This window comes from Polynucleobacter sp. MWH-UH19D, assembly GCF_040409795.1.
GTDB lineage: Bacteria > Pseudomonadota > Gammaproteobacteria > Burkholderiales > Burkholderiaceae > Polynucleobacter.
On sequence record NZ_CP099571.1, the window covers coordinates 573,722 to 596,936 of the forward strand.

A 23,215-nucleotide genomic window follows, 5' to 3' on the forward strand; every position below is an offset into this window, starting at 1 on the left:
GGAATGTATAAAATAGGTAATCAATCGGCGAGATTTGTCCGTTTACAGTTACCCTGTCACTGAAAAAGAGGGATTTCACATTATGGAATATCCTGTTATTACTGAGCATCGAATCCGAGGTGAGCGTTTCTACACCATCGAAAAAAGCAACAAAATTGCTTTTTATACAACCAATATTGCTGCCGCTCGTTATTGGGTAAAGCATGTGGTTGATGGCGAGAATGTCGCAATTCCCCAAGCTGATTCCATCGCCAACGAAGTCCAAACCTCTTCATAGACTCCCGTTACAAGACCTCGAATTTTGTAAGGTCTTGGTAGGCTTTAATCTGGGCTTTTAACGCCCCTCAAATCAGAGGGTTGCGAAGATTTTAAGCAGCGTTTAGAGGGCTATAAACGCAGGATATCCGTATAATGACCCATTTAATGTGGGTTAGTTGCATGAGCCGCTTCCTTTTCCGAATTACCACTTTTATTGTGCTTTTTGCCACATTTGGCAGTGGTTTCGCATTGGCTCAAGCAAATGAAGATTTGGTGACTGTGATCGATGGTCGCCAGTACAGCGTCTCTTATTACAAGAGCTCAATTAAAAATTTACCCCCTGACTGGAAAAAAGTTTGGACTATTACCAATCGCAAGCAAGAACCTGGCGCTGCACCAGAGCGAATTCAATCTATTCGCCGAAATATTTTGTTCAATTGCGCACGTAATACTTACTCCACTCTAGCTACCGTTAATTATTCTGAGCCAAATGCAATGGGCAAACCCAATTTGCAGACAGAAACTGGCTTTGAATTAAATGACGATCCAGTTCCGGAGGGCACTCCGATAGCCATTATTTATTCACAAGTTTGCGGTTCTTAATTTATTGATATGAGATTTAATATTTTTCCACCTGAGGGGCTAAGCAGTATTGAGCCTAAGTTTCATGTTGATACTCGACTGATTCAAAAAACCATTGAGCGTGAATTAGGTAAAAAACCATTAGCTGGTTTGTATTCCATTGATGGTGTTGGTGCGCCAATTCCAGTTAGTCTCTTAGATGTAGTCAAGGGCTTGTTGGTGATGAAGCCTGAAACTAAACCAGAGGGTGGCTTTACGAGTTTGATTGGCGGTCAGCGGATTGTGGTGATGTGTGGTGAGAGCGGCAAGATGCAGTTCTTAGCTGCAAACTTACGCTTGAACGAAGAGGGTAATCTGGTGTGCCCATTGCCCGCAGATTTAATTCTGATTCAACGTCGTAAAGAATTTAGAACGCTAGGTCCTGCAGATGACGATTTAAATTTCGTACTTTGCTTGGGCGCTGGTCAAGAGTTGCTTACTAAAGTCATTGATATATCAGACCACGGTATTTTGTTGGATATTCGTTTGGGTGCGACCGAAGTAGAGGTGGGTCGCTATTGGCACTCTGGTTATTTTGAGCGTCTCAGATCTCGTTCCACAACCATTGACCTCGTGATTAAAAACGTACGCCCAGGAGCCGACATTGATCGCATTCGTGCTGGGTGCGAGTTATACGAACCTAAAAAGCAAACACTGAAAGAGTTCGAAAGCACGCGTAGCGCAATTGAAAATGCTCGTGTGCAAGGCCGCTTAAATCGTTGGTACCTTGGAGCCTCTTGGTATGAGTAATTTATCTTTGCAGCAATTAGCGAAATTGGCGAATTAAGCGTTTTGATATTGATATGAACTTCTTCGCATCATTTACTACTGGAAAATTGATCATGATCGTGAGCTTGCTCATGTTCATCGCCTTGGTCTATTTTTTCATCCGCGATTTTTACGGCAAAGTAGTTGATGAGGTTAAGGAAAATCAAGCTAAGCCGATTGAGCCAGTTGCGGTAGCGAGCCTGCAAAAAACACACCAGCTTGAAGAAGTGATTAATCAAAAGATTGCCAACATGAAGTTGGATCTGATGGCTGAGCGCCTACGAATTACTTCTACCGCTGAAGTCTTGAAAAACTTGGCTAATGAAAGACATCTGCCAGAGACGCTGTATCAGATTTATTTTGAGACCCGCGCTTTTCCTAAAAAGAGTTTAGAGGCGCAACAGACAGATTTAGAGTGGCATGCGCAAGCAGGGATCACCGACCTCAAAGTAGAGCCAATGCCACTTGATGATGGCACGCAGATTTACTTCACACTACATAACTACCCATACAAGCTCACCGCAGTGAACCACCGGTTTGCAAGAACCTACTTTGTGGAACTGACCTTGCGTGATGTGGATGATGTCCGTTTGTTTGTTGTGAGAGTCAAGGCAAGCGAGACAAATGGTCGCGATATTTTAGAAACCGCCATCATTGAAATGAAATCAGGTGATTGGATTGATGACATTGCAAGTTGCCGACTGCTTATGGATAAGCGCAAAACTGAAGTCCAGCTGATGGCTGAGCATCGTGAGGTGGAATTGCTCAAGCAGCGATTCATCTTGAATCAAGGCGGCAATAAGTTTATCGGTAGCAAAACGGATAACGGTTTAAAGAAAAAGTAAAAATACCGTGCTAAAAATTCAGTTTCCTCGTACGCAAAAAGGCATTTATTTCTGGTTTTTAGCCTTCTCAAGCTTTTTGCTCTTCGTTTCTTTGGCGACCCTATTAGCAGCCGCTGGTGAATTGTCTAGCTCTTCTTCAGATTTAAAAAATCTAAAAGTAGTTATGCCAAATTTAGAAGAGTACGTTAGCTATCAAGCGATTGATTTTCGGTTGAACAATACGACTCTCAATACACGCCGCTTAAAGCCAAGCGATATTCCTAAGTTGGCTGATGATGCAATTGTTCCAGTTGGTTTAGATGATGCGGTTAATCGCGCATTTCAATACTTCGCCGAATTTGAAAACAAGCGTTCTGGCCCAATTCTGACTGTGACGCCACCCACTGTTGAGTCAGTTGAGGCCGGTTCCTTTGCTGACCAAGCAGGTGTAAAGCCAGGAGATCTGGTGCAGTATGTCAGCTCGATCAAGATCGAGTCAGTGATGGGTTACTACCAGGCTTTGAATGAGAAGTTAGCACCCGAGATCAGTTTGAAGTTACTGCGAAATAAGCAAAACACGATTACGGTTGCGATGAAAAATCCTGCGCGTACTCCAATCACGGGCAGTAATAGTGGCATTACCTTTGCTATTCCACCTGAGGCGGTGTACTTGACCGAGCAAGATAGTAAGCGCATGGCTGATCAATATCGCCGTGAAATGCTGCCTGCTATCTCGGTAGATTGGCGCACAGAAGCTGCTAACAATTTGATGCAAAGCGCAAAACGCCTCAATTTAATTTCTAAAAGTGTGATTGATCCTAATGGACCATCCTCTGCCAAGATTCGTGCTAAAGACGTACTGAATTGGCAGCATAAAAAAGTTTTAGAGGCGATTGATTCTTACTTTTCTCAAAGAAGAAAAATTGAAAATAAAAATGCCTTCTATCTAACGGGTATGGGTGATGCAGTCGTTGGTTTTGTTTGCAGTCTGGTAATTTTTGTTATTGCTGGCGCTCTGTATTGGTATCAACGTCGGATTGCGGGTAAAAAGTCATGAGCTCACTCGAGAATCAAGAGTACTGGCTTGGATTGCGTATCAACGGCGAGCGTTATGCCTTGCCAGCATCTTTGGTGCATTCGGTATTTCTTTGTCCTGAAGTAGAGCAGTCGATTAAAGATTTAAAAATCAGCGGCGTGGTAGTGCATGAGGGCGAGCCCGTTTATTTGCGCAATCATTTTCAGTTACTCAAAAGCAGTCTTAGCGCCAATGGCATGGCTGATTGGCAGCAGGTTTTAAAGAGAGACCAGGCTCCATGGGTGGTTGTGCTTAAAGATGGCGCGGATAAGGGTTTGGGATTTCGAGTAAATAACATTGTTGGACCGTTTCATTCATCCACTTTTCCTGAGGCGGCGTTTTTGCATTACAACGGGTCAGATTTTCATTTGGTAGAGGTTTTATAAAGTTGCTGGGCATGCCACGAAACCTTATAGTTAGAAATTAAATATGCGCAAAATATATAACAATCACGTCTTTCAACGCTCGACCAAGCCTTGGCAGTGGTTGGTCACCATTTCTTTTGCGATTGCATTGCTAGCTAGCATTGGCGCTTATTTATCTGCCCGCAGCTGGTTGACTGATGGGCGTTATCTCCAATCCCTTGATATTGAACAAATCGAGGTATTACGCCTGATTCCCGCGCTCAAAGATCTACAGCAGCAAGTTACTGGCACCCATACGCTTGATTCTGATTTTTTCAACAATATGAAAAAAGCGGACAGACTACTCAGGTCTATGACCGATGATGTGAAGATGCCTGCAGATGGCGTTATTGGGGCAAGCTCTGCAAATTCACAAAAAACAACTTCTACAGCTAACGCTAGCAAGAGTGTTGCAGCAAGTAAAAATGTATCTGAAGGGCCTGTCGCCACGCTTTCAGATAATCCAGCCTTAGCTTTTTTCCAGAAGCTCGATGCAAAAATTATGAAGCTGTTATTTGGTAAGCCAGATAAATATGCTGAACTAGAAAAGGAAGAAGATGTTCCTGCGAGTCCTACAGTAGCAGAGCAAAAAACCATTAATGCGGTAGATATTCAGGATGTATTAATTGGGGCTAAAACTGCTGAGCAATCGATTGTATTAGTGCTTGCTCAAGAGAAAGGTTTAGCAGGCTTGGATATTTTGGCTAAATCTGCTGAGACATTGATTTCTTCTAAAGGTCCGCTTGAGTTAGACAAAATTGCCACAGATTCTCCTGCAAGAAAGTATGCTGAAAGCTTAGCTGAATACATTAAAGCCAATGCAGCATGGCAAAAAAATATCACTAGTGCATCTGCATCAGCAGATCTGCAAAAAGCATTAGGTGCAGTAATTGATCAAAAAGTCTTAATTGAAATCGAGGCAGGCAAGAAGACTGCTGGTAAATCCACTTTGAGTCTCACGCAGGCGATGCCTAAGGTGCATCAAAGTCCTTGGCATACTAAATTGCCACAAGAAAGCGCTTCAGCACTCAAGGCGTATGTCAATAACATTCAGGTTGTGCGTGAATTTGCTTCAGACCACGAAGCATTAAGAGTGGTAGCTCAGAAAAATTCAGACGGCCTTCGTCTCTTTGACTTTGCAGCTGCGGGTGGATTCTTAGGGCTCACTTTGGTCAGCATCATCGGCTTGGTCTGTGCTGGATTAGGCGGTTTGATGTTATTGAAAAATACTCGTGTTCCTGAGGTTGAAGATAAGCGCACCACTAAGCTTGCAGCCCAGGCAGATGAGTTGTTGGGTTCAATTGATCTAGCGCTGAATAAATCTGGAAGTGTCAAAGCTCAGGATGCAAAAACCGCATCCGAGTCCAAATCGAAAGCCTCAGATTCAATTAAAGAGGATATTGATCGTAGAGATTTGGCTGACGCAAGTAAGTCAGAGCTCAAAACAGTTGTTAATGTCATCACTGAACTTAGCCATGACTTAAAAGACAAAGTAGTTGGCATTGAGTCACGCATGAAGACGTTGAGCCAACTCGGTAATAAATTGCGTCACTCAGTCAACACTTTGCAAGATAAAAGCGCCCAAATGCGCTCTGGCTCTAATGGGCAGTCTGATGGAGCATATGGGTCAGGCGCTAATCCAAATCGTGGTGGCCCTTTAGAGCAATTGCAGGACGCATTCTTTGCGCTCAAGCAACAAGGCGTGCGTTTGTACTTGGCTATTTTGGATAATCACTCGAGCAAGCAGTTGGCTATCGAAACCGAGCAATTGAATTTGCTAGTTGAGCGTGTCGAATCAACCGTTTCTAAAATGCGTACTTCATTAGCGCAGGCCCTAGATCAAGCTGCTGATGCACAAGCTTCTGCCCCTCAGGTTTCAGCAGAAGTCATTGAGCTCATTAGCATGGATGCAAAGCAGGTGATGCGCGATTTAGATTTGTGGCAAGAGGAATTTGATGGACTAAATCGCGCTTTTGGTGACCTTAAGCGTGAAATCAAAGAGTGATGAAGCGTAACGTCGACTAAGCACAACTGAACATGGCTGAAGAAAAACCCCTATTTCTAATAGACGTTGATCGAGCAATCGAAGGATTGCTATCAGCCACACCTAAAAACGCATCCAGCCCAATTCAGGTTGAGTCGATTGTGATGCATTGCATTGATCTAGCTAATGCACTTGACGGCGCTGGACTTGAAGATCTCTCTGGATTTGCACAAGAGCTGGCAGGGCAATTTAAGCAAAATCAAGCGCAGTCTCTATTGCTCGTAAACGACTTTGTTGCATTAACAAATGCGGGAGTTACTCAAATTCATCCTGGTGAAGCAACTCACTTAGTTGTCACCGATGAGGTGTTAAATGCTGCTAAGACAAGCTTTGCTAATAAATTGACTCAGTTAAAAGCAGGCAAGCCAATTTCTGCTGAGCCTATCGCGGTAGCTAGCCAGCCCGCGCAAGCAGAGCAAAACACGACCCCAGCTGCAACCCAAACAAAGCCTGCTGAAGAAGTGATTGAAGATGCTTTTCCAAATCAAGAGTTCTCACCCGAACTCTTCCGCGCTTTACAAACTAAAAAAGCAGAAGCTGAAGATCAGCCTTCGGCGCAAGCTCCGGGCCAAGCTCAGGCGCAAGCACAAACTCAAAGCCCAGAGCAAACTACAGCACCAGTCTCTCCCGAGCCAATCTCACGTGAGCAGGCATTGGAGCAAACATTAGATCGCGCTGTGAGCGAGCTCAATCATTTGTTTGCACCTAGAAAAGAATCGCCTCCAGTCTTATTTACCCCGCCAGAGCCTAAGCCATTTGTATTGCCAGAGAATTTAACAAAGCCAATTGATCGTGAAAGTGCTTTTGAATATTCAAGCAAGGCGCGCTATCTCGATAAACATTACACATTAGATCGCTCTACCAACTTAAATCGCATGCAAAAAGCTCGCAGCTTAGTGGGTAAGGGCGATAACTGGAGTGGAGTAGAGGTAGACTTTTTACTAGGTCGCGAACAAGATGAATTAGTGCGCTCAGGCCAGCAATCATTGCGCCACATCTTTGAGAACCTCACGGATGAATTGCTGATTGATGAGGTATATGCCGATCCAGATATTGCTCAGCAGCTTTTAACGATTCTTAGCATTCTGCCGCCATGCCCAAGTATTTTTGCGGTTCAGCAAGAGTTGATGATTTTTGTCGATTTGGATCACGTAACCTTGTCTAACGAGCATCTTTTGGCTGTGAGCAATATGATGGCCGAGATTGGCGGATCGCTGGAGATTCATCACGATGGCGTACGTTTATCTTGTCCATCTAGCTTGCTGCGTATGCCTATGGCTTTCTTTACTCGCCATGGTGAGCAATATGCAGTCTCAGCCATTCAGTATCTTGGCGAAGAGCCGCTGAGCAAAGCTGTGGATTCTAAGGTGGACTTTCTGGGGGAGATCATTCACCCAGCGCGCAATATTTATGTACGGGCAGGTAATCATGATTATGTGATTCATGCTCATGAATTCTTGGGCGTTCAAAATATGAATGTCCATCAAAATATTCCACGCTCCTTAGATCGACCTTATTGGATGGCAGGCGTTGCTCTTGATGGTGCTAATAATGTTTATTCTTGGATAGCTTTGGACCGGTACACTAGATAATGCGTTTTATTGGAGTCATCATAGTTGCCTATTTATTAGGCACAAATGCTCAAGCAGCATTGACGCCTGATCTTGATAAAGAAATCACGCGTTTTATTCAATCAAGCCCAACTGTTAATGGTTTACGAGTTCAGCCAGAGTTAGTTGACCCCAATATCACCGTACCCGCCTGCGTGGGAGGCAATATTGAAATCAGTACACAGCCTGGGGCGCGTATTTGGGGTAGAACAACCCTTCAGTTGCGGTGCGCCAAGGCAGGTTGGATGGTGAATGTTCCCTTCAATATACGGGTATTTGGTAGTTATGTCGTTGCCAGCCAGTACCTTGCCGCTGGTCAAAAAATTGAGCCAACTGACATTCGGGTGATTGACGGGGAGTTAAGTGCCTTGCCCGATGATGTCTTGAGGACCCCAAAAGCGGCATATGACCGTATTTTAAGTAGACCCCTTCAAATGGGGTCCCCAGTTGGGCTAAACGATTTAAGAGAATCATCCGTAATCAAGTCAGGGGATCCCGTAAGACTTGTTCTAAAAGGCAAGGATTTTGAGGTCTCTGGAGAAGGTGTGGCCCAATCCGCAGGCATGATTGGCGATATGGTCCGAGTCCGGATAGCCGATGGTCAGGTCTTGCAAGGAAAGGTTTTAAGGCCGTCAGTAGTTGTAGTGACGGTTGAGTAACGGTGGAGCAAAGGATGTAAAAACCCAGTTTTTGGGTTAGAGTAATAGATATAGGCATTAGTCACCAGATTGGTGCCAAGGGTAGTAAAATGCTGCTAGTACAGAGGAGAAAGCGATGAAAGTAAACGAGAATGGGGCGCTCATTACGCCAAATACAGGAGTTAATAAAACTAACTCTGGCTCGAACTCGACTTCTGTAAACCCAGGCGCAAATAAAGTTGCTACTGACGCAGTTGCTGGCCCAGCAGTCAATTTGGATATCAGCTTGACAGCCAAGTTGGCTGAAGTGCAAAGTGATTCCAAGGCGAACAAGGTTACTGATGAGGCTTTGATTGAGAAGCTTCGCAATCAAGTTGCCAATGGCGAATTTAAGATTGATTACAAAAAGATTTCACAGGCAATGCTCAAAGATGTCGTTGCCGCGATTGGCCAAAAACCAAAGCAGGCCTAAGCAATCCTAAGTTCATCTTAGGATTGTATTAATCCCAGTAATTTCATCTAGTTTATGTCAGGTCAATCCCCATCAATGTCATTTGATGGGATGCAAGCTTTCTTACAAAAAATTGCTGGCGCCGTTTTAGATTTACGCAGTGCGCTAGAAGCAAACGACATGGATCGACTGCCAGCAGCGCTAGATCTAACTAATGTGGCGCTAGATGCAATCAATCAATATCCTGGTGGTGCTGAACAACTCAAAGCCGATATCGGGCAGTTCCCTGAAGAGCAAAAGAAAAGTCTCATGAGTTTGTTAGATGAGGCATCCATTAATCATCAAATTAATGGTGATCTTATTCGCTTGGCTATGCAACGTAGCGCCGCAATGCAATCGTTTATTGCGCAACAAGCGCCTAGCGCGACCTATGATAGTGAGGGCGGTGTCCCAGGCTCTGTTGGTGGAGTTCTATCCCGTAAGGTCTAGATTTAGCTTCGCCTCTAGCACCGGCCGTATTCCATCCCCAAAAATTAACTTCAAGAATGTTTCAGTAATTTTGTTCATAATAGAGACGTTCGCTAATTAGCGGCTAAACATTTTTATTCATTTCGGAAGTTATGCAATTTTTTGATAATGCTCGCCTAGATATTGCTAGGCAAAACTTAAACCGCGGTCGTTATCAAGCAGCCTTTGAGATTTTTTACGAATTAGCTGTCCATGATTTGGACGAAGAGGCGCAGTTTGCGCTCACCAAAATGTGCTTTGATGGGCATTTGGATGCCGAGCAAATTACTAAGCTCTTTGAATGGGTAAATTCCAATAGTAGCCTTGGCAATGGTTATGCTCACTTCAATGTTGCCCTAATGCATGAACGAGGCATGGGTGAGATTAAGCAGGACTATAAAACCGCAATTGAGTATTACGAGAAGGCAATTAAAGAAGACGTTGTCGATGCCTATTGCAATCTCGGTAATATCTACGCATTAGGATTGGCTGAAGAGCAGGGCATTCCTCGTGATATGTACAAGGGTATTCAGTATCTTGCCAAAGGTGCGGAAGAGGGCAGTCGTCAGGCTGCATACACTCTTGGATGCCTTTACGAAAAAGGGGAATACATCTCCCAAAATCACAGCAAAGCTTGTTACTACTTGGTATTGGCGACCTTAGCGGGTCATGAGCAAGCGCATCGGGTTTTAATTATTTTTCAGCACACCAATAAAGGTAACTACAACAAAGAGTTTGACGAGGCTGAGCTGCAGTATGGAAGAATTAAAAATATGCGTAGGCTCTATAAATGTCTATGAGAGCCTATAAATAAAAATAGAGCCAATGCTTACTGAATTTTGAGTTTGGCACGAATTCGGATCATGCCCTGAGTATGAATTTGGCTAATGCGCCCTGGTGTGATATTCATCACTTGGGCGATTTCTCGATAAGACAAATCTTCTTGGTAGTGAAGCGCAAATACTAATTGCTCGTTTTCAGGCAGACCTTCTAAGATGGTTGCAATGCGTTCAGCCAACTGACTCATTGCCACAGCTCTCATGGGGTCTGATGAGTCAGTATCAGAGGGTAAGAGGTCATCTGATAAATCATCAAGCGGCATGAGGTGAACCATATTGGCCATGATGGCGTGGTAAGCCTCAATCGTCATTTCTGCGCTTGCAGCAATCTCTCTTTCAGAGGGGTGACGACCTAAATTTTGTTCGAGCTTGCGGGTAACTTTCTCAAGTCCCTCAAGTTCATCGCGTTGATTACGTGGCAGGATATCGTTTTTGCGGCAAGCATCATAAATGGCCCCGCGAATCCTGGTGCGAGCGTAGACCTCAAAGTTTAAATTCGCTTGAGGCTCATATCGAGTTAAGGCGTCCAATAAACCCGTTAAGCCCTCTTGAATTAAATCGTCTACCTCTACATTAGGCGGCAGGCGCGAGCAGATTTGATGGGCAATACGCTTAACTAGAGGAAGATGTTCTTTGATGGCGAGATCAATATCAACGGACTGGGTATAGCTAGAAGGTTTCAATCACAACTCGCGAGTAAGGACATCAATTGGAATTCAGGCAATTGTATCAAGCCGTGATTTTGGCAGATATTGCTTTAAAGAAATTATGCGGCAGAACAAATTCGTGGCGTGTACCGCGACTAACTGGATTAAAGCTCATGTCATCCAGATCAATTTCAACTCTTTGGGCGGTAAAGGCTTGTATCCAGCCCAAAGACTCAATGTTTTGCTCTAGAGCTCTTTGCGCTGCATCTTGTAACTTTTCAAAAGCAGCAGTTCCTGCTGCCTCATCATGACCGCCAACAATTAATACGGAAAGGGGTTCATCAAGTTGCAATTCAGCCATCTGACGAATCATCACCATCGCTCTTTTTAAGCATGCTTCTTCAGTAGAGGCAACCAAAATGCGTTTGATATTGCTGCCAAAGTAGGCAACCAGATTAGCTTGTGGATCAATCGTTGGGAAAACAACATAATCAATATTGATTTCGTGCTTTATCAAGCGCTCATCTAACTTGGGATATTTTGCGAAGCGGCTAGTGATCTCTTGGCGCAACTTAGCACTGGTGGCGTACCAAAAGTTCTCATCAATTTGCTTAATGGTTCTTAATAAATCAATCGAGTTGGCAAAAACTTGGCCAAGGTCGTAGCGCACTGGGTATAAAAATCCTGACATGGTCTTACGGTCGGCCAAAGGGACTTCATCAATTAGCAGTACGCTGTGACCAAGTTGTTTGATATTGTGGGCAGTGCCATGACCTAGATGAATCGTAGAGTCCGGATCTAGCGTGCTTGCAATACAGATGACACGGCACAACTCGGAGCCAAAAATATCGCGTAAACCTGCGGCCTGGTCTGCGCCGCTAGCAGTGCTTGCCGTATTCATTGATTTACTTTACGAATCCAGTCGCCCAAATGATCAGAAAGTAGGGCTGGAACTTGTTCATCAGTCAAAGAGAATGTCTCAGCAAAGGCGCGCATTGCCATAGCGCGATGGCTTAAATAATTGACATCAGGCTGACTTAAATCTTCAGGCACCCGCTGACCATTAGAGACAAACAAAATAGACAAATCATGGCGGATGACACTGTCAATGACTGGAGCCAAATGAGCGGCTTCATCAATCTTGGTAATGATTACTGAATCTAATTTTTCACCATTGGTGTTTTGCATGGCTTGATTATGCAAATTGATCACTTCTTCTTGGGTGCGCAAATCTGTAGTTGAGCTCATAACCAAAATACGACGCGCCTTACTGGAGCCATGCTCTAGCAAGTGAGATTGTTCAACCATTAAGGTATCTCGCTGGCTCACTCCAGCAGTATCTAGCAAAATAATCTTGCGATTGGAAAAATCTTTAATCTTGGCTGCTAGGTCTTCACTATCACGAACTGCAGTAACCGACAGGCCTAATATTTTGGCAAAAGTCTTGAGCTGTTCTTGAGCGCCAATACGATAGGTATCCGTAGTGAGTAATGCAACTTGATTACGACCGTAGCGCAATACACAACGCGCTGCAATTTTGGCAACAGTTGTGGTCTTGCCAACCCCAGTTGGGCCGATAAAAGCAAAAACACCACCACGATCAAAAATATCAAATGCGCGAGAAGTTTTAAGCATGCATTTCACTTGCTCACGGGCATTTTTGAGTAAATGCAATACGCTTAAATTCTCAGGCAGGTTTTGGGCGATCTCTGCAACCAGTTTTGGTGAGAAGCCGCTATTGAGAAGGTGTTTTACAACCTCAGTGATTTGCGCATTACCTTGCTGAATGTTGCCCCAAAAGCTGCCAGCAACATGGGACTGCAATAGATTTTTAACTTCACTGATTTCAGAAAGCAGTTTTTCTACCTTAGGAGAGCTCTCCGCTTGGGCTATAACGCTAGGAGCAGTGTTACTTGTTGAATTATTGGATAAGCTGCCTGACAAGTTATTGGTTGACTCGACTTGAGCGCTCGGTGCGCGTACTTTTTGAGCGGCGCTTTGTGCGGCACTTTTTAGAGCATTTAATGCTGCAACTTCCTGGGCTGCTTTAGTGTTGGCTGCAAGACTGGCGCTAAAGATAGCATCGTTATTGGACGGGTTAACAACGTTGGCAGAGCCTCTAGGGATACGTTCAGCATTATTAAATGAGGTAGGTAAAAAAGCCTCGGCACCAGGTGCGCGAATCGGGCGTTCTACTCTAGCTGGATTGCGACGCAAAATGCCATTGGGGACATCAGGATGCACTCTGGGTTTAGCGGATTCGCTGGAAGCAGAAGAGGTAGATGGTGCGCGCCGTGCTATGGCATTGGCGAACTTATCAGAAAGGCCGGACTGTTTTAGTGAGCGCTCTGAAAAAGCACCAGCTTCACCAAACTGTGGGTCTAAAGCTTCGGAGCGTGCAGAAAGGTTTGCTAAATCACCAGAGGTAATCGCCATGACCTCCACGCCTTGGTCTGTATCTTTTGTAGAGAGCACCATGGCATCCGGACCCATCTCAGCGCGGATGAGTTTTAGGGCATCAGCGGTATTGGCTGCTATAAATTTTTGGGGGCCCATGCGTTAACTCCGAATCATTCTCTTTAGTAGTGATTTTAGGGGTTTTTGCCCGTCTGGGAACAAAGAACCTTGTAAAAAGCTAGATTTGCAGTGGGGGGCAGCTCGCTGAGGGCCAAAATGATTGCCTGAGGGCAAACCCGACGGGCGATTCTGGAAATCGTCGCTCTAGTGCGCGTACCACTCACAATCACAGGGGGTAGGTTTTCATTTTCCATTTCCTGAACCCCTTGGATCACTTCTTCGCCAAACATGCGTGCTAAAGAAGGCTCAATTAAGCCATCGGGCGCGATAGCGCCAGCTCCAATAGACTGCTCAATCAGGCGCTCAAATTCGGGTTGGATACCAAGGACTTTGAAATTATTGCCATCGCCTAATGAGTCTTGGACGATGGTGCGACGCAGGGCATAACGAATGTGCGGCAGGATTTCCAGTGGATCATTTAACTTGCCTGCGTATTCACTAGAGACTTCCAAAATAGTGCGCAGGTCTTTAATCGGCACATTTTCTTCTAAGAGTAACTGCAAGATGCGCTGTAATTGCGCAACGGTCACAATCTTCGGAATGACATCTTCAACCAATTTTGGATAACTCATCTTGAAGTGATCGAGTAAGTCTTGAGTCTCTTGACGGCCTAAGAGTTCAGCGGCGTGCTGATGAATCAGGTGATCTAAGTGCGTCGTGATCACTACGGCTGGTTCAACAACGGTGTAGCCTTTAGCGATTGCTTCATCACGTTGACGACGTTCAATCCAAACAGCAGGCATGCCAAAGGTTGGATCTTTAACTTCAATACCTGGAATTTTTTCAGTACCACTTTGCTGAATTGCCAACAAGCGATCTGGCAAGCATTGGCCGCGACCAATCTCAGCGCCGTAGAGCAAGACTCGATAACTCTCTGCAGATAGTTGTAAGTTATCGCGAATATGAACCGATGGAATCAGAAAGCCAACTTGCGTGACAAACTTACGACGAATCGCTTTGATGCGCTTGATTAAGTCGCTATCGTCGCCTTTATCTACCAAAGGAATGAGGCGATAGGCAAGCTCTAAGCAAAGCGGCTCAACAATTGGAACATCTTTCCATTCAAGCTCTTCATTGGCAACTGGTTGCGCAGCAGCGATCTTCGCTTCAGCAGCTTCCTTTTTAATGCGCTGATGCGTCATGTAGGCAAGCGTGCCAAAGAGGGTTGCAAAAGCTAGGAAGATGAAGTGTGGCATGCCAGGCAGTACACCCAGAATGCCTAGAACAGCAGCCACAACCCCTAGCGCATTACTGTTAGCTTCAAACTGTTTAGAGACCTGACCAGAAAAGTCATCTTCAGTCGCAACGCGGGTAACCAAAATACCAGCTGCAGTAGAAATGACTAGCGCTGGAATTTGCGCAACCAAGCCGTCACCAATAGTTAATGATGCAAAGGTAGCAAGCGCTTTGCCAAAATCCATGCCGTGTTGCAATACGCCAATCATCAAACCACCAATGAGGTTGATGACCAAAATCATGATGCCGGCCATTGCATCGCCACGCACAAACTTGGAAGCACCGTCCATGGAGCCAAAGAAGTCTGCTTCTTGCGCTACATCAGCGCGGCGCGCTTTTGCTTCATCTTGCTGAATGAGTCCTGCATTCAGATCCGCGTCAATTGCCATTTGTTTACCTGGCATAGAATCCAAGGCAAAGCGAGCAGAAACTTCAGCAACGCGACCAGAACCTTTGGTGATCACCACAAAGTTAATGATGGTGATCACAATAAAGATCACGATACCGACTGCAAAGTTACCGCCAATCAAAAACACACCAAAGGCCTCAATCACCTTACCTGCGGCATCGGTTCCCTTATAGCCATCTAATAAAACGATACGGGTTGAGGCAACGTTTAGCGATAGGCGCAGTAAGGTGGTCAGCAGCAGAACCGTTGGAAAAGCAACAAAGTCCTTAAAGCTTTTGATATTGATCGCCGTAAAGAGCACGATGATCGATAGCGCAATATTGAAGGTAAACAGAATATCGAGAATGATGGCTGGCAAAGGCACCAGCATCATGATCAAAACTAGCAGAACCAGAATCGGGATGGCGCCTTGTGCCGAGGGACTTGGCAGCTTAGAGGTGTCAAAACCCAGAATTTTCATGCGTATAGGTCTTTTGCCCGAAAAATGATCAAAAAAAGCTCAAAATATCTCAAAAACAGCCTTCATTTCGTTAGCAACCATTCACAAGAGGGCTAAATCACCATATCTAGTGGTTGGCGCTAAAAACACCCCTAAATATACTTGATTTCATAGCCAAAAACACCAAAATTGGCAAAATTTGCCGCCTAAATTCGATCTTTTGGGGCACCTTTTACCTATTTGGACTTCTTACGGGGATAAAGTTGCCCAAAAAATGGCTGCCCCCAATAAATATGAGCCCAATATTTTGTATAAGCCCTTGTTTTTATTGGACATATTACATATCTATAAAATAAATATAAAAAGTACTAAACACTTTCAAAATTAATTCCGTAGGTAACGATAAGGAAAGAATTCTTTGGGGGTAAGCCTCCTTGAAAGCTTTATTTAACAGTTTCATGTATTGATCGTTTATCGGATAAGAGAGCGTTTTATGGCTATTTCAGCAATTGCAAATTCAGGGCCTCAGCCACCAACATTGGCTAGCCTGTTGCAAATCAATCGGATTAATCCGATTGCAGGGCGCGACTCTGATGATGCCGATAGCGCATCCAGCGTAGTCTTGCCAAAAGCAGGGGCAAAGCAAGCAGTTGCTCCAAAATTGGTTCAAGATGTCATCAAAACTTTGAGTCAAATGGGCGCAAGTCTGTCTGATAGCAAGGCTGAAGGAGCGCAAGCTAAGGATATTAAAAAGTCGGCTATTGACTTTTTGTCTTCGGTTATTTCTGCGGTGAATCCCCAAGCAAATGAATCTGGGAATAAGGTGGCAAGCCCATTGGAGCAGTTAAAAGCGGGTGTGGCCAAAATGATTAATGAAGTAGCAGGCGGTACATCGGTAGATGCTGCCGTGAGCGAGGCTGCAAATCAGCTATTTAAGGCATCTGGCGTGCCAAGTAATTCAAATACATTGAGTGGATTGCTAGAAGGCGTGCAAAAATCCTTGATGGATGACTCGGGTAGTGGCAGTTTAATTAACCTTTCGGCATAATTTATTTAGGAACAAGCTTAGAAATGAGCAATACGATCAACAGTGCAAACGGAGCAGGAGCGCAATTCGCTAGTAGCGTATTGCCAGCCCCAACTCCGCCTGTTGCTTCTAGCGCTCCTAAGGTCAATATTCCAAGTGATGCCGAGGTTGTATCCAGGGTAATTAGCACCGAAATTAAGCCATCTAATGTGAATGAGATGGCACAGTCAACTCGCATTGCTGTTGAGAAAGCAGCGCAAGAGCTCGAGAGCTTTGTTCATGAAATGGGTCGTAGTATTAGCATCTCCGTAGATGGCAATACTGGATACCATGTAGTCACTGTTACCAATCCAGAAACAGGTGAAGTAATTCGTCAAATGCCCTCTCCAGAGCTGTTAAAAATTGCGCAGAGTTTGCCTAAATTCGATGGATTATTTTTAAATCGTAAGGCTTAAAGCACAGTACTTGATGGGCGCAAACTGAAGACGCACGAACATCATAGGTAATTTTTTGATTTGCTTCTAAGGTATTTGTAATTCACAAATAGAGCGCAACAATTTGAGTGCTTATTAAAAGAACTTTAGAACTATCTTGCATCATATGAAGTTTCAATGCGTCATTATTCCCGTGCTTAACAAGCAAGACCAATCAGTAATGAGGTTCTTCATCTAGCGCTGATAGCAATATTTTTATTATGCTCTCGCAAAATAGCACATAGCGCTTTCATGTTTGATAGCTTGGGCGCAAGCTGTTTATTTTTTATATAAGTGGCTTTTTCTGATCTGATGATGAGTTTAGGTTGATTGTTAATCATGTCGCATAGGGAGTTCACCACTTCTTTAGCGATATGTGGGTGGCTTTGAAGTAATACGGCAAATCCTACGGTTGGCATAAAAATCACTTCTCCAGCCTCAAGCACCTTTACTGATGCGGAGCGATTTTGACCGTCTAAAAGACCCATCTCGCCAACGTACTGGCCGGGATTGAGCTCTGCTAGTACTTTGGGTGGACCACCTGCAAATCCACTGAATACATAAACCTGTAATTTTCCAGACAGCAGGATATAAAGACCATCAGAGGGGTCATTTTCGCTAAATAGGGTTTCGCCTGCTTCAATCGCTCTAGTTGTTGTGATTCCTAAAATTGCCATTAAGTCAGATGCGGGCAGACTTTTAAAAAAAGGAATGCTCGCAATCGAGGCTTCTTTAGAATTTTCCGACATGGATTATCCCTTTAGTAGTTCTATAGAGTGTTTGCGAATGTCTTCCATCCCTAGCATGATGGCATATGGGCTAACAAAGCGAATATTTTGTAAAAATTTTAGGCGCCCTTGATCACTCGCAACTGATACTGCAGCCTTAGGATTGTGGTTAGTCCATTCTTGGCCTAATAAAGTGCCCAAAATTTTGCCGTAGTCCGGTAAGGTGCTTGCAAGTAGGTCAGCCTCGACCATGAGCATACTCAAGCAGTCGGTCTTGGTGGGGTTTGCATTGGGCCCGGTAAATTTGGCTAATAGCGTATTTAAATCGGCTGGGTCGGTTGCCAGAATGATCGGCTCTATTGTTGATTGAAGATCATTTTGCAAGGCAGGATTGGCTGAGTGCTGGCGCAAAAAGAGGCGCGCTTTCTCAATACTGATTTTTTCCAATTCACAAGGCCTTGTATTGGTTAGGCCCGTATGTCCAAAATCATGGGCAATAGCGCAAAAGAGTAAAAGCCAGGCATCCTCACGTGACATCTGCCATAGGTCATTTGTTGGGCGCGCTGCTGAAATTTCTTGAGCTAATAAGACGGTCATTGCAGTGCAGACATCTTGAAAGTGTTTGCGTGAGTGGTAGGCGGGCTCTGAAGGTGCCAATGCGCGGTTATGGATATCAATCGATGAGGCTAAGCCAAGGCAAAGTGCGGGATAGGGATTATTTAAGTAATCTTGCAACTGCCAAAAACTGGTTTTAAGGAGTTCTCCTAGAAAATCCTCAAAATTGCCAATATAGTTACGAGACCAATTAAACAGGGACTCAAGGATAAGTAAGGGTTTCCCCGATGAACTGGATAAGTCCGTGATCTTGAGTTTGGCTAATGCCTCGTTAAGGGGCGATTGGGGCATAAAGGGTAAAGAAATTTGTTAGTATCTACGGACAGTTAGCCATAGCTTAAACCGATTTTATGCGGGCTTAACAAAAATAATTCCTATTGGACAACATAACATGAGCTTAATGAATTCTTTTGTCAGATTAAATCTACGAGCCAAATTGGTAATAGGCTTTACCTTAATCATTTTTTGTACATTGATTATTGCAGTTTCCGCTTACATTGGACTTGTTGATCTTGGCAACTACAACAAAAGGCTTTATGAAAAGAACTTAATTGGCATTAGTTTGATATCTAGCGCTGAAAATGAGCTTAATAAGATTGGCCGTTATACGAATCGAGTAGTTTTGGGAGCTATTGCTGGAAATGATGAGGCAATAAAAAAGGATATTTCTAAAATTGCCAAAGTAAAAAGTCATCTACTCAGTAATCTTGAAAAATCAAAAGCAACTATTGTCATACCCGAACAAAAAGCAAAAATGGATGGCGAGGTTAGCAGGTCTGTGGAGGAAACATTAGCTGCCATTGATAACATTTTGAACGTTGCTAGTGGCAAAGGTGGCGGCTCCGCTGCCTATAAAATGGTTGACTCCAAGGAGTTTCGTGAACTTTTCGATAAAGCAAATGGTGCAATCGAACAAATGGTGGCAGCAAGGCTTGAGACTGCTGAAAAGTTAATGGAGTCAGCCAATTCAGAGGCTACCAAATTAGAGTTAATGATGCTTGTTTTGGTATTGCTGATGATTTTATTTTCAATACTTGTGATTAGTTTGGTAAACAAGTCTATTAATGAGCCAATTAATAACCTTAAAAATGCCTTAGCTGACCTGGCTTCTGCAAAATTAGATACCGAGGTTAAGAATACCGATTACACCAATGAGATTGGGCAGATGGCAAAAGCAGTAGCTGAGTTGCAGATTAGTTTGCAAAAGGCTGAAAAATTGGCAATTGCCGACCGTGAAAATAATCGCAGAGCACAAGAAACCACTAAGCAAATTGGAGAAATTATTTCTGCTGCAGCTGGCGGAGACTTCACGGCTACTGTGCCCTTGCAAGGTAAGGATGGATTTTTCTTAGAAATTTCAAATCAAGTTAACAAATTGATTGAAACTTCGCGCAATGCCTTTATAGCAATTTCTAAAAATGCAACCAGCCTAGCTGCCGCCTCAGAAGAGTTATCTGCTGTTAGCGTGCAAATGAGCTCAAATGCTGAAGAGACTAATGCGCAAGCAGGTTCAGCAGCCACTGCCGCTACTCAAGTGAGTAGCAATATGCAGAGTGTTGCAACGGGTGTAGAGGAGTTAAGTGTCAGTATTCGTGAAATTTCTTCAAATGCAATTGAAGCATCTGCAGTTGCAACCCAAGCCGTAAATGAGGCGCGTGCTACAGGCGATACCATGGGCAAACTTGGTGTAAGCAGCCAAGAAATTGGTAGCGTGCTTAAAGTAATCTCTTCCATTGCAGAGCAAACAAACCTGTTGGCACTGAATGCCACCATTGAGGCTGCTAGGGCGGGGGAGCTTGGTAAGGGATTTGCCGTTGTGGCAAATGAAGTCAAAGAGCTCGCTGGCCAAACATCAAAAGCTACTGAAGAAATTAGCGAGAAAGTGAACAACATCCAAAATGATGTTCAGGGTGCGATTGACTCCATTGCATCTATTTCTGGAATTATTAATAAGATTAATGATATTTCAGGCATTATCGCTAGCGCTGTTGAAGAGCAGGCGGCAACGGCTAATGAGATTGGAAGAACGGTTGCTGAAGCAGCGTCGGGAAGTGTGGAGATTGCTAAAAATGTGGATTCTGTCTCAACAGTTTCTCGCAACACCACTGAAGGTGCGAATAATTCACAACAAGCTGCGCGTGAACTTTCTCAAATGGCAACCGAGCTGCAAAATCTTGTCAATAAATTTAAGGTTGATGCTTAACGGTTCGCTAGCTAATCATTAACAGTCAATATCTAATTTAGAGATATGGACAATAACGATCAGATCCTTGATGAGTTTCTTTTAGAAGCTCAGGAGATATTTGACCAACTAGATCTGGATTTTGTTGCCTTAGAGCAAAATCCAGATGATAAAAAGTTGGTGGGAAATATTTTTAGGGCAATGCACACTCTAAAGGGAAGTAGTGGGTTTTTTGCATTTCATCGCCTAGAAAAAGTTGCGCACGCGGGCGAGTCTTTGTTGAGCAAAGTTCGCGATGGTGCGTTGGCCTTGAATGAAGAAATTACAGATGCGCTATTAGGAACCTCGGATCGACTGCGCGAAATTGTTGCCAATATCCAAAAACAGCGCACAGAATTGGCTGGAGATGATTCTGAGCTCATTGAGTGGCTTCAATTTTTAACTGACGGTGACAAGGAATTTCCAAGGTCAACCAAGCAAAGCGCCATTACATCATCACCGCCTCCTGCAGTTGAGGCGGTGGTTGATGCTAAAGAAGTGCCGCAAGAGTTTAGAGTTGAGTCATCAATTGTTTCGGAAATTTCGCAAGATCTTGGTTCGCTCCCCACAATAGATGCACCCGAATCAATAGAGGCTAAAGAGGGTGCTGAGCCTGAGCGTTCAACAGAAGTTGCCGCTCCCATTAAGGTCAGTGTTGAGCTATTAGATAAGCTCATGAATCTAGTGAGTGAGATGGTTTTGGCTCGCAATCGATTGTTGTCATTCGCTAGGACAAGCGGCGATATGGCCTTTAACAATACCGTTAGAAGAATTGATACCGTCACGCTTGAATTACAAGAGCGCATGATGAAAACGCGCATGCAACCGATTAGCCAAGTATGGACAAAGTTCCCAAGGTTGGTGAGAGATATTGCACAAGAAACTGGCAAAAAGGTCGAGTTAATTCAAAATGGATCTGAAACTGAGCTTGATCGTACTTTGCTTGAAGGCATTCGAGATCCTTTAGTTCACATTATTCGCAATAGCGTGGATCATGGTATCGAGTCCCCAGCAGAGCGTATCGCTAAAGGTAAGCCAGAGTTAGGTAGCGTGAAGCTGCGCGCTTTTCACGAAAACGGCATGGTAGTAATTGAGATTGCGGATGATGGAGCTGGTATCAATGTCCCGCTGGTTGCCAAAAAGGCCGTTGAAAAGGGCCTTGTAACAGCTGAGCGTGTAGCAAAGCTTACCGAGCGCGAAATTATTGATTTTATCTATCTACCAGGTTTTTCAACTAAAGACCAAATTAGCAATTTATCTGGTCGAGGTGTTGGTATGGATGTGGTTAGAACCAACATCCAAGAGATTGGCGGTAATGTTGATATTGCTACTTCAAGTCAGGGCACCCGTCTACGTTTAAGTATTCCATTGACTTTGGCAATCATGCCCGCAGTTTTTGTGCGGTGTAAAAAACACAGTTATGCCATTCCTCAGGTAAATGTTTTTGAAATGCTGCGTTACGAACCCAAAGAAGGTGTTCCTGGGGTTGAAGATTTTTATGGGGTTCCAGTATTTCGTTTGCGCGATAAGCTTATTCCATTGGTGTTTTTAAATCATGAGCTCAAGCTTGATGCCCATTTGCCGCCGCTGGATCAGCCTTTAAATATTGTGATTGTGCAGGCTGCTGGGATTCGTTTTGGAATAGTGGTTGATGAAGTGCTGTATATGCAAGAGGTGGTAGTCAAATCTGTTGGTCCACTCTTAAAGGGAACTCCTGTTTACAGTGGCAGCACGATTTTAGGGGATGGGCGGGTGGCTTTGATTTTTGATATTGCTGCGATTGCAGTGCGCTCTGGAATCATCGCTAAATTAGCTGACAATCAATTTGAGCAAGATATTGCTACGGCAATTGGTGCAAATACAGACGAGCAACAAATGCTGCTATTTGATTTGCTTGGATTAGAGCGATTGGTTATGCCGCTTGACGCGGTAGATCGCTTAGAAATGATTGCTGCCTCTAAAATTGACCGACGTGGCAATGAGGCGGTAGTGCTCTATGGCAATAAGATCATGAAGCTCATTCCGCTAACGCATTATGTAGAGGGCGCTACTCACAAAAGCTTATATGGAGATGAGACCGTTCCAGTCATTGTTCATTATCACAAAGGTCAGCCAGTCGGATTTATTGTGAAGAAGGTTCATAATATTGTGAACGTTCCCACCCAGGCAGTCATGATTTCTCAGCCGCAGCGCGGCATTATGGGCAGTGTGATTGTCAATGATTCGGTGATGAGTATTTTAAATGTTCAAGAAGTGCTCAGTTTGAGCGGTATGGGAAATTTTGATGACCCTGCTTTTGTACACGAAGAAGAAAGTACAAAAGGGGCCCTTTCAATGGATCAGGGGCTTAAATGAATCGCTCGGGAGCCTACGCTACTTTTTATGTCGGCAATCTTTTTTTCGGAATACCGATTGCCATTGGTGTTGAGGTGACTAAAGGGCAAGAGGTCACCCCTGTCCCATTAGGACCTAAGGAAGTTGCGGGTTTTTTTAATTTGCGTGGCCACATCGTTACAGCAATTGATATGCGCGTTCGACTTGGTCTTGAGGCAAGTGCCGAGGGGCCTGATGTGGTGAGTATCTTTTTTCAAGACCAGGAATCTTTGTTTGCCCTGATGGTTGACCGAGTTGGCGATTTTACTCAGGTAACTGAAGCAACCTTTGAAGAGACTCCCAGCAATTTAGATCCTAATGCTAGAGATTTGATTGTTGGTGTTCATAAATTGGCTGATAAATTACTGCTGATACTGGATACGCAAAAAATAGTCTCCGGCATTTCTTTGGTACAGCACTAAGCATTCTTC

At 44.1% G+C, this 23,215-nt stretch carries 23 protein-coding genes; 17 read left to right on the forward strand and 6 right to left on the reverse strand.

Annotated elements, in window-relative coordinates:
- Positions 1 to 82: 82 nt before the first annotated feature.
- The 12 genes from NHB34_RS02945 (at position 83) to NHB34_RS03000 (ending at position 10,000) form a co-directional block, all read left to right on the forward strand.
- Entirely contained in the window at positions 83 to 277 is a 195-nt protein-coding gene (locus tag NHB34_RS02945; protein WP_353428121.1) for a hypothetical protein, read from the forward strand.
- A 161-nt stretch (positions 278 to 438) separates the two neighbouring features.
- Positions 439 to 861, forward strand: a complete 423-nt coding sequence (locus tag NHB34_RS02950) for a surface-adhesin E family protein (RefSeq protein WP_353428122.1) — start codon at positions 439 to 441, stop codon at positions 859 to 861.
- Positions 862 to 870: 9 nt separating this feature from the next.
- Positions 871 to 1,629, forward strand: a complete 759-nt coding sequence (locus tag NHB34_RS02955) for a hypothetical protein (protein ID WP_353428123.1) — start codon at positions 871 to 873, stop codon at positions 1,627 to 1,629.
- A gap of 53 nt (positions 1,630 to 1,682) precedes the next feature.
- Positions 1,683 to 2,492, forward strand: coding sequence for a hypothetical protein (locus tag NHB34_RS02960; protein ID WP_353428124.1), 810 nt, complete (start codon positions 1,683 to 1,685; stop codon positions 2,490 to 2,492).
- A 7-nt stretch (positions 2,493 to 2,499) separates the two neighbouring features.
- Entirely contained in the window at positions 2,500 to 3,528 is a 1,029-nt protein-coding gene (locus NHB34_RS02965) for a hypothetical protein (protein ID WP_353428125.1), read from the forward strand.
- Positions 3,525 to 3,932: a hypothetical protein gene (locus tag NHB34_RS02970; protein ID WP_353428126.1), complete on the forward strand. Its 408-nt coding sequence runs from the start codon at positions 3,525 to 3,527 to the stop codon at positions 3,930 to 3,932. The genes NHB34_RS02965 and NHB34_RS02970 overlap by 4 nt, the downstream gene beginning before the upstream one ends.
- A 43-nt stretch (positions 3,933 to 3,975) precedes the next feature.
- Positions 3,976 to 5,955, forward strand: coding sequence for a hypothetical protein (locus tag NHB34_RS02975; protein WP_353428127.1), 1,980 nt, complete (start codon positions 3,976 to 3,978; stop codon positions 5,953 to 5,955).
- A gap of 32 nt (positions 5,956 to 5,987) precedes the next feature.
- Complete coding sequence (locus NHB34_RS02980) at positions 5,988 to 7,586, forward strand: hypothetical protein (protein WP_353428129.1); 1,599 nt, start codon at positions 5,988 to 5,990, stop codon at positions 7,584 to 7,586.
- Positions 7,586 to 8,263, forward strand: a complete 678-nt coding sequence (gene flgA / locus NHB34_RS02985) for a flagellar basal body P-ring formation chaperone FlgA (protein WP_353428131.1) — start codon at positions 7,586 to 7,588, stop codon at positions 8,261 to 8,263. Before NHB34_RS02980 ends, flgA begins: the two co-directional genes overlap by 1 nt.
- 115 nt (positions 8,264 to 8,378) lie before the next feature.
- A complete protein-coding gene (gene flgM, locus NHB34_RS02990) occupies positions 8,379 to 8,714 on the forward strand; it encodes a flagellar biosynthesis anti-sigma factor FlgM (RefSeq protein WP_353428133.1) in 336 nt (111 codons plus the stop codon).
- Between the two features lie 54 nt (positions 8,715 to 8,768).
- On the forward strand, positions 8,769 to 9,182 hold the full coding sequence (locus NHB34_RS02995; protein ID WP_353428134.1) for a hypothetical protein: 414 nt from the start codon (positions 8,769 to 8,771) through the stop codon (positions 9,180 to 9,182).
- Between the two features lie 131 nt (positions 9,183 to 9,313).
- The gene (locus NHB34_RS03000) at positions 9,314 to 10,000 is read left to right on the forward strand and encodes a tetratricopeptide repeat protein (protein ID WP_353428135.1); all 687 of its coding nucleotides are present in this window, start codon (positions 9,314 to 9,316) and stop codon (positions 9,998 to 10,000) included.
- A 29-nt stretch (positions 10,001 to 10,029) separates the two neighbouring features.
- On the opposite strand, the gene NHB34_RS03005 is transcribed toward NHB34_RS03000, so the two are convergent.
- From NHB34_RS03005 to flhA, 4 genes are read right to left on the reverse strand one after another with little or no spacing between them, the layout of a single operon-like run.
- A complete protein-coding gene (locus tag NHB34_RS03005) occupies positions 10,030 to 10,722 on the reverse strand; it encodes a FliA/WhiG family RNA polymerase sigma factor (protein ID WP_353428137.1) in 693 nt (230 codons plus the stop codon).
- 46 nt (positions 10,723 to 10,768) lie between these two features.
- Positions 10,769 to 11,587, reverse strand: coding sequence for a hypothetical protein (locus NHB34_RS03010; protein WP_353428139.1), 819 nt, complete (start codon positions 11,585 to 11,587; stop codon positions 10,769 to 10,771).
- Positions 11,584 to 13,242 carry a flagellar biosynthesis protein FlhF gene (flhF, locus tag NHB34_RS03015; RefSeq protein ID WP_353428140.1) on the reverse strand — a complete coding sequence of 553 codons (1,659 nt, stop codon included), beginning with the start codon at positions 13,240 to 13,242 and terminating at the stop codon, positions 11,584 to 11,586. The genes NHB34_RS03010 and flhF overlap by 4 nt, the downstream gene beginning before the upstream one ends.
- A gap of 35 nt (positions 13,243 to 13,277) precedes the next feature.
- Positions 13,278 to 15,368 carry a flagellar biosynthesis protein FlhA gene (gene flhA, locus NHB34_RS03020; protein WP_353428141.1) on the reverse strand — a complete coding sequence of 697 codons (2,091 nt, stop codon included), beginning with the start codon at positions 15,366 to 15,368 and terminating at the stop codon, positions 13,278 to 13,280.
- A gap of 472 nt (positions 15,369 to 15,840) precedes the next feature.
- Between flhA and NHB34_RS03025 the strand changes: the two genes are divergently transcribed.
- Both NHB34_RS03025 and NHB34_RS03030 read left to right on the forward strand, forming a co-directional pair.
- The gene (locus tag NHB34_RS03025; RefSeq protein ID WP_353428143.1) at positions 15,841 to 16,395 is read left to right on the forward strand and encodes a hypothetical protein; all 555 of its coding nucleotides are present in this window, start codon (positions 15,841 to 15,843) and stop codon (positions 16,393 to 16,395) included.
- A gap of 23 nt (positions 16,396 to 16,418) precedes the next feature.
- Positions 16,419 to 16,829: a flagellar protein FlaG gene (locus NHB34_RS03030; RefSeq protein ID WP_353428145.1), complete on the forward strand. Its 411-nt coding sequence runs from the start codon at positions 16,419 to 16,421 to the stop codon at positions 16,827 to 16,829.
- A 209-nt stretch (positions 16,830 to 17,038) separates the two neighbouring features.
- Here the strand turns inward: NHB34_RS03030 and NHB34_RS03035 are convergent, their stop codons facing one another.
- Both NHB34_RS03035 and NHB34_RS03040 read right to left on the reverse strand, forming a co-directional pair.
- The gene (locus NHB34_RS03035) at positions 17,039 to 17,596 is read right to left on the reverse strand and encodes a cyclic nucleotide-binding domain-containing protein (protein WP_353428147.1); all 558 of its coding nucleotides are present in this window, start codon (positions 17,594 to 17,596) and stop codon (positions 17,039 to 17,041) included.
- A gap of 3 nt (positions 17,597 to 17,599) precedes the next feature.
- The gene (locus NHB34_RS03040) at positions 17,600 to 18,481 is read right to left on the reverse strand and encodes a hypothetical protein (RefSeq protein ID WP_353428149.1); all 882 of its coding nucleotides are present in this window, start codon (positions 18,479 to 18,481) and stop codon (positions 17,600 to 17,602) included.
- A gap of 100 nt (positions 18,482 to 18,581) precedes the next feature.
- Between NHB34_RS03040 and NHB34_RS03045 the strand changes: the two genes are divergently transcribed.
- Genes NHB34_RS03045 through NHB34_RS03055 form a run of 3 tightly spaced genes read left to right on the forward strand, consistent with a single transcriptional unit; the run spans position 18,582 to position 23,206 of the window.
- Positions 18,582 to 20,393 (forward strand): methyl-accepting chemotaxis protein, encoded by a 1,812-nt coding sequence (locus tag NHB34_RS03045; protein WP_353428151.1) that lies wholly within the window; start codon positions 18,582 to 18,584, stop codon positions 20,391 to 20,393.
- Between the two features lie 45 nt (positions 20,394 to 20,438).
- Positions 20,439 to 22,766 carry a chemotaxis protein CheA gene (locus tag NHB34_RS03050; protein ID WP_353428153.1) on the forward strand — a complete coding sequence of 776 codons (2,328 nt, stop codon included), beginning with the start codon at positions 20,439 to 20,441 and terminating at the stop codon, positions 22,764 to 22,766.
- Complete coding sequence (locus tag NHB34_RS03055; RefSeq protein ID WP_353428155.1) at positions 22,763 to 23,206, forward strand: chemotaxis protein CheW; 444 nt, start codon at positions 22,763 to 22,765, stop codon at positions 23,204 to 23,206. Before NHB34_RS03050 ends, NHB34_RS03055 begins: the two co-directional genes overlap by 4 nt.
- Positions 23,207 to 23,215 lie beyond the last annotated feature (9 nt).

What these genes read in the sequence shown, in the direction of transcription:
- NHB34_RS02995 (WP_353428134.1), top strand. Translation starts at nt 8,769, where the DNA reads ATGTCAGGTCAATCCCCATCAATGTCATTTGATGGGATGCAAGCTTTC.
- NHB34_RS02955 (WP_353428123.1), top strand. Translation starts at nt 871, where the DNA reads ATGAGATTTAATATTTTTCCACCTGAGGGGCTAAGCAGTATTGAGCCT.
- flgA (WP_353428131.1), top strand. Translation starts at nt 7,586, where the DNA reads ATGCGTTTTATTGGAGTCATCATAGTTGCCTATTTATTAGGCACAAAT.
- NHB34_RS03045 (WP_353428151.1), top strand. Translation starts at nt 18,582, where the DNA reads ATGAGCTTAATGAATTCTTTTGTCAGATTAAATCTACGAGCCAAATTG.
- NHB34_RS03000 (WP_353428135.1), top strand. Translation starts at nt 9,314, where the DNA reads ATGCAATTTTTTGATAATGCTCGCCTAGATATTGCTAGGCAAAACTTA.
- NHB34_RS03050 (WP_353428153.1), top strand. Translation starts at nt 20,439, where the DNA reads ATGGACAATAACGATCAGATCCTTGATGAGTTTCTTTTAGAAGCTCAG.
- NHB34_RS03025 (WP_353428143.1), top strand. Translation starts at nt 15,841, where the DNA reads ATGGCTATTTCAGCAATTGCAAATTCAGGGCCTCAGCCACCAACATTG.
- NHB34_RS03030 (WP_353428145.1), top strand. Translation starts at nt 16,419, where the DNA reads ATGAGCAATACGATCAACAGTGCAAACGGAGCAGGAGCGCAATTCGCT.
- NHB34_RS02975 (WP_353428127.1), top strand. Translation starts at nt 3,976, where the DNA reads ATGCGCAAAATATATAACAATCACGTCTTTCAACGCTCGACCAAGCCT.
- NHB34_RS02960 (WP_353428124.1), top strand. Translation starts at nt 1,683, where the DNA reads ATGAACTTCTTCGCATCATTTACTACTGGAAAATTGATCATGATCGTG.
- NHB34_RS02945 (WP_353428121.1), top strand. Translation starts at nt 83, where the DNA reads ATGGAATATCCTGTTATTACTGAGCATCGAATCCGAGGTGAGCGTTTC.
- NHB34_RS03055 (WP_353428155.1), top strand. Translation starts at nt 22,763, where the DNA reads ATGAATCGCTCGGGAGCCTACGCTACTTTTTATGTCGGCAATCTTTTT.
- NHB34_RS03035 (WP_353428147.1), bottom strand. Translation starts at nt 17,596, where the DNA reads ATGTCGGAAAATTCTAAAGAAGCCTCGATTGCGAGCATTCCTTTTTTT.
- NHB34_RS03040 (WP_353428149.1), bottom strand. Translation starts at nt 18,481, where the DNA reads ATGCCCCAATCGCCCCTTAACGAGGCATTAGCCAAACTCAAGATCACG.
- NHB34_RS03010 (WP_353428139.1), bottom strand. Translation starts at nt 11,587, where the DNA reads ATGAATACGGCAAGCACTGCTAGCGGCGCAGACCAGGCCGCAGGTTTA.
- flgM (WP_353428133.1), top strand. Translation starts at nt 8,379, where the DNA reads ATGAAAGTAAACGAGAATGGGGCGCTCATTACGCCAAATACAGGAGTT.
- flhA (WP_353428141.1), bottom strand. Translation starts at nt 15,368, where the DNA reads ATGAAAATTCTGGGTTTTGACACCTCTAAGCTGCCAAGTCCCTCGGCA.
- NHB34_RS02980 (WP_353428129.1), top strand. Translation starts at nt 5,988, where the DNA reads ATGGCTGAAGAAAAACCCCTATTTCTAATAGACGTTGATCGAGCAATC.
- NHB34_RS02950 (WP_353428122.1), top strand. Translation starts at nt 439, where the DNA reads ATGAGCCGCTTCCTTTTCCGAATTACCACTTTTATTGTGCTTTTTGCC.
- NHB34_RS02970 (WP_353428126.1), top strand. Translation starts at nt 3,525, where the DNA reads ATGAGCTCACTCGAGAATCAAGAGTACTGGCTTGGATTGCGTATCAAC.
- flhF (WP_353428140.1), bottom strand. Translation starts at nt 13,242, where the DNA reads ATGGGCCCCCAAAAATTTATAGCAGCCAATACCGCTGATGCCCTAAAA.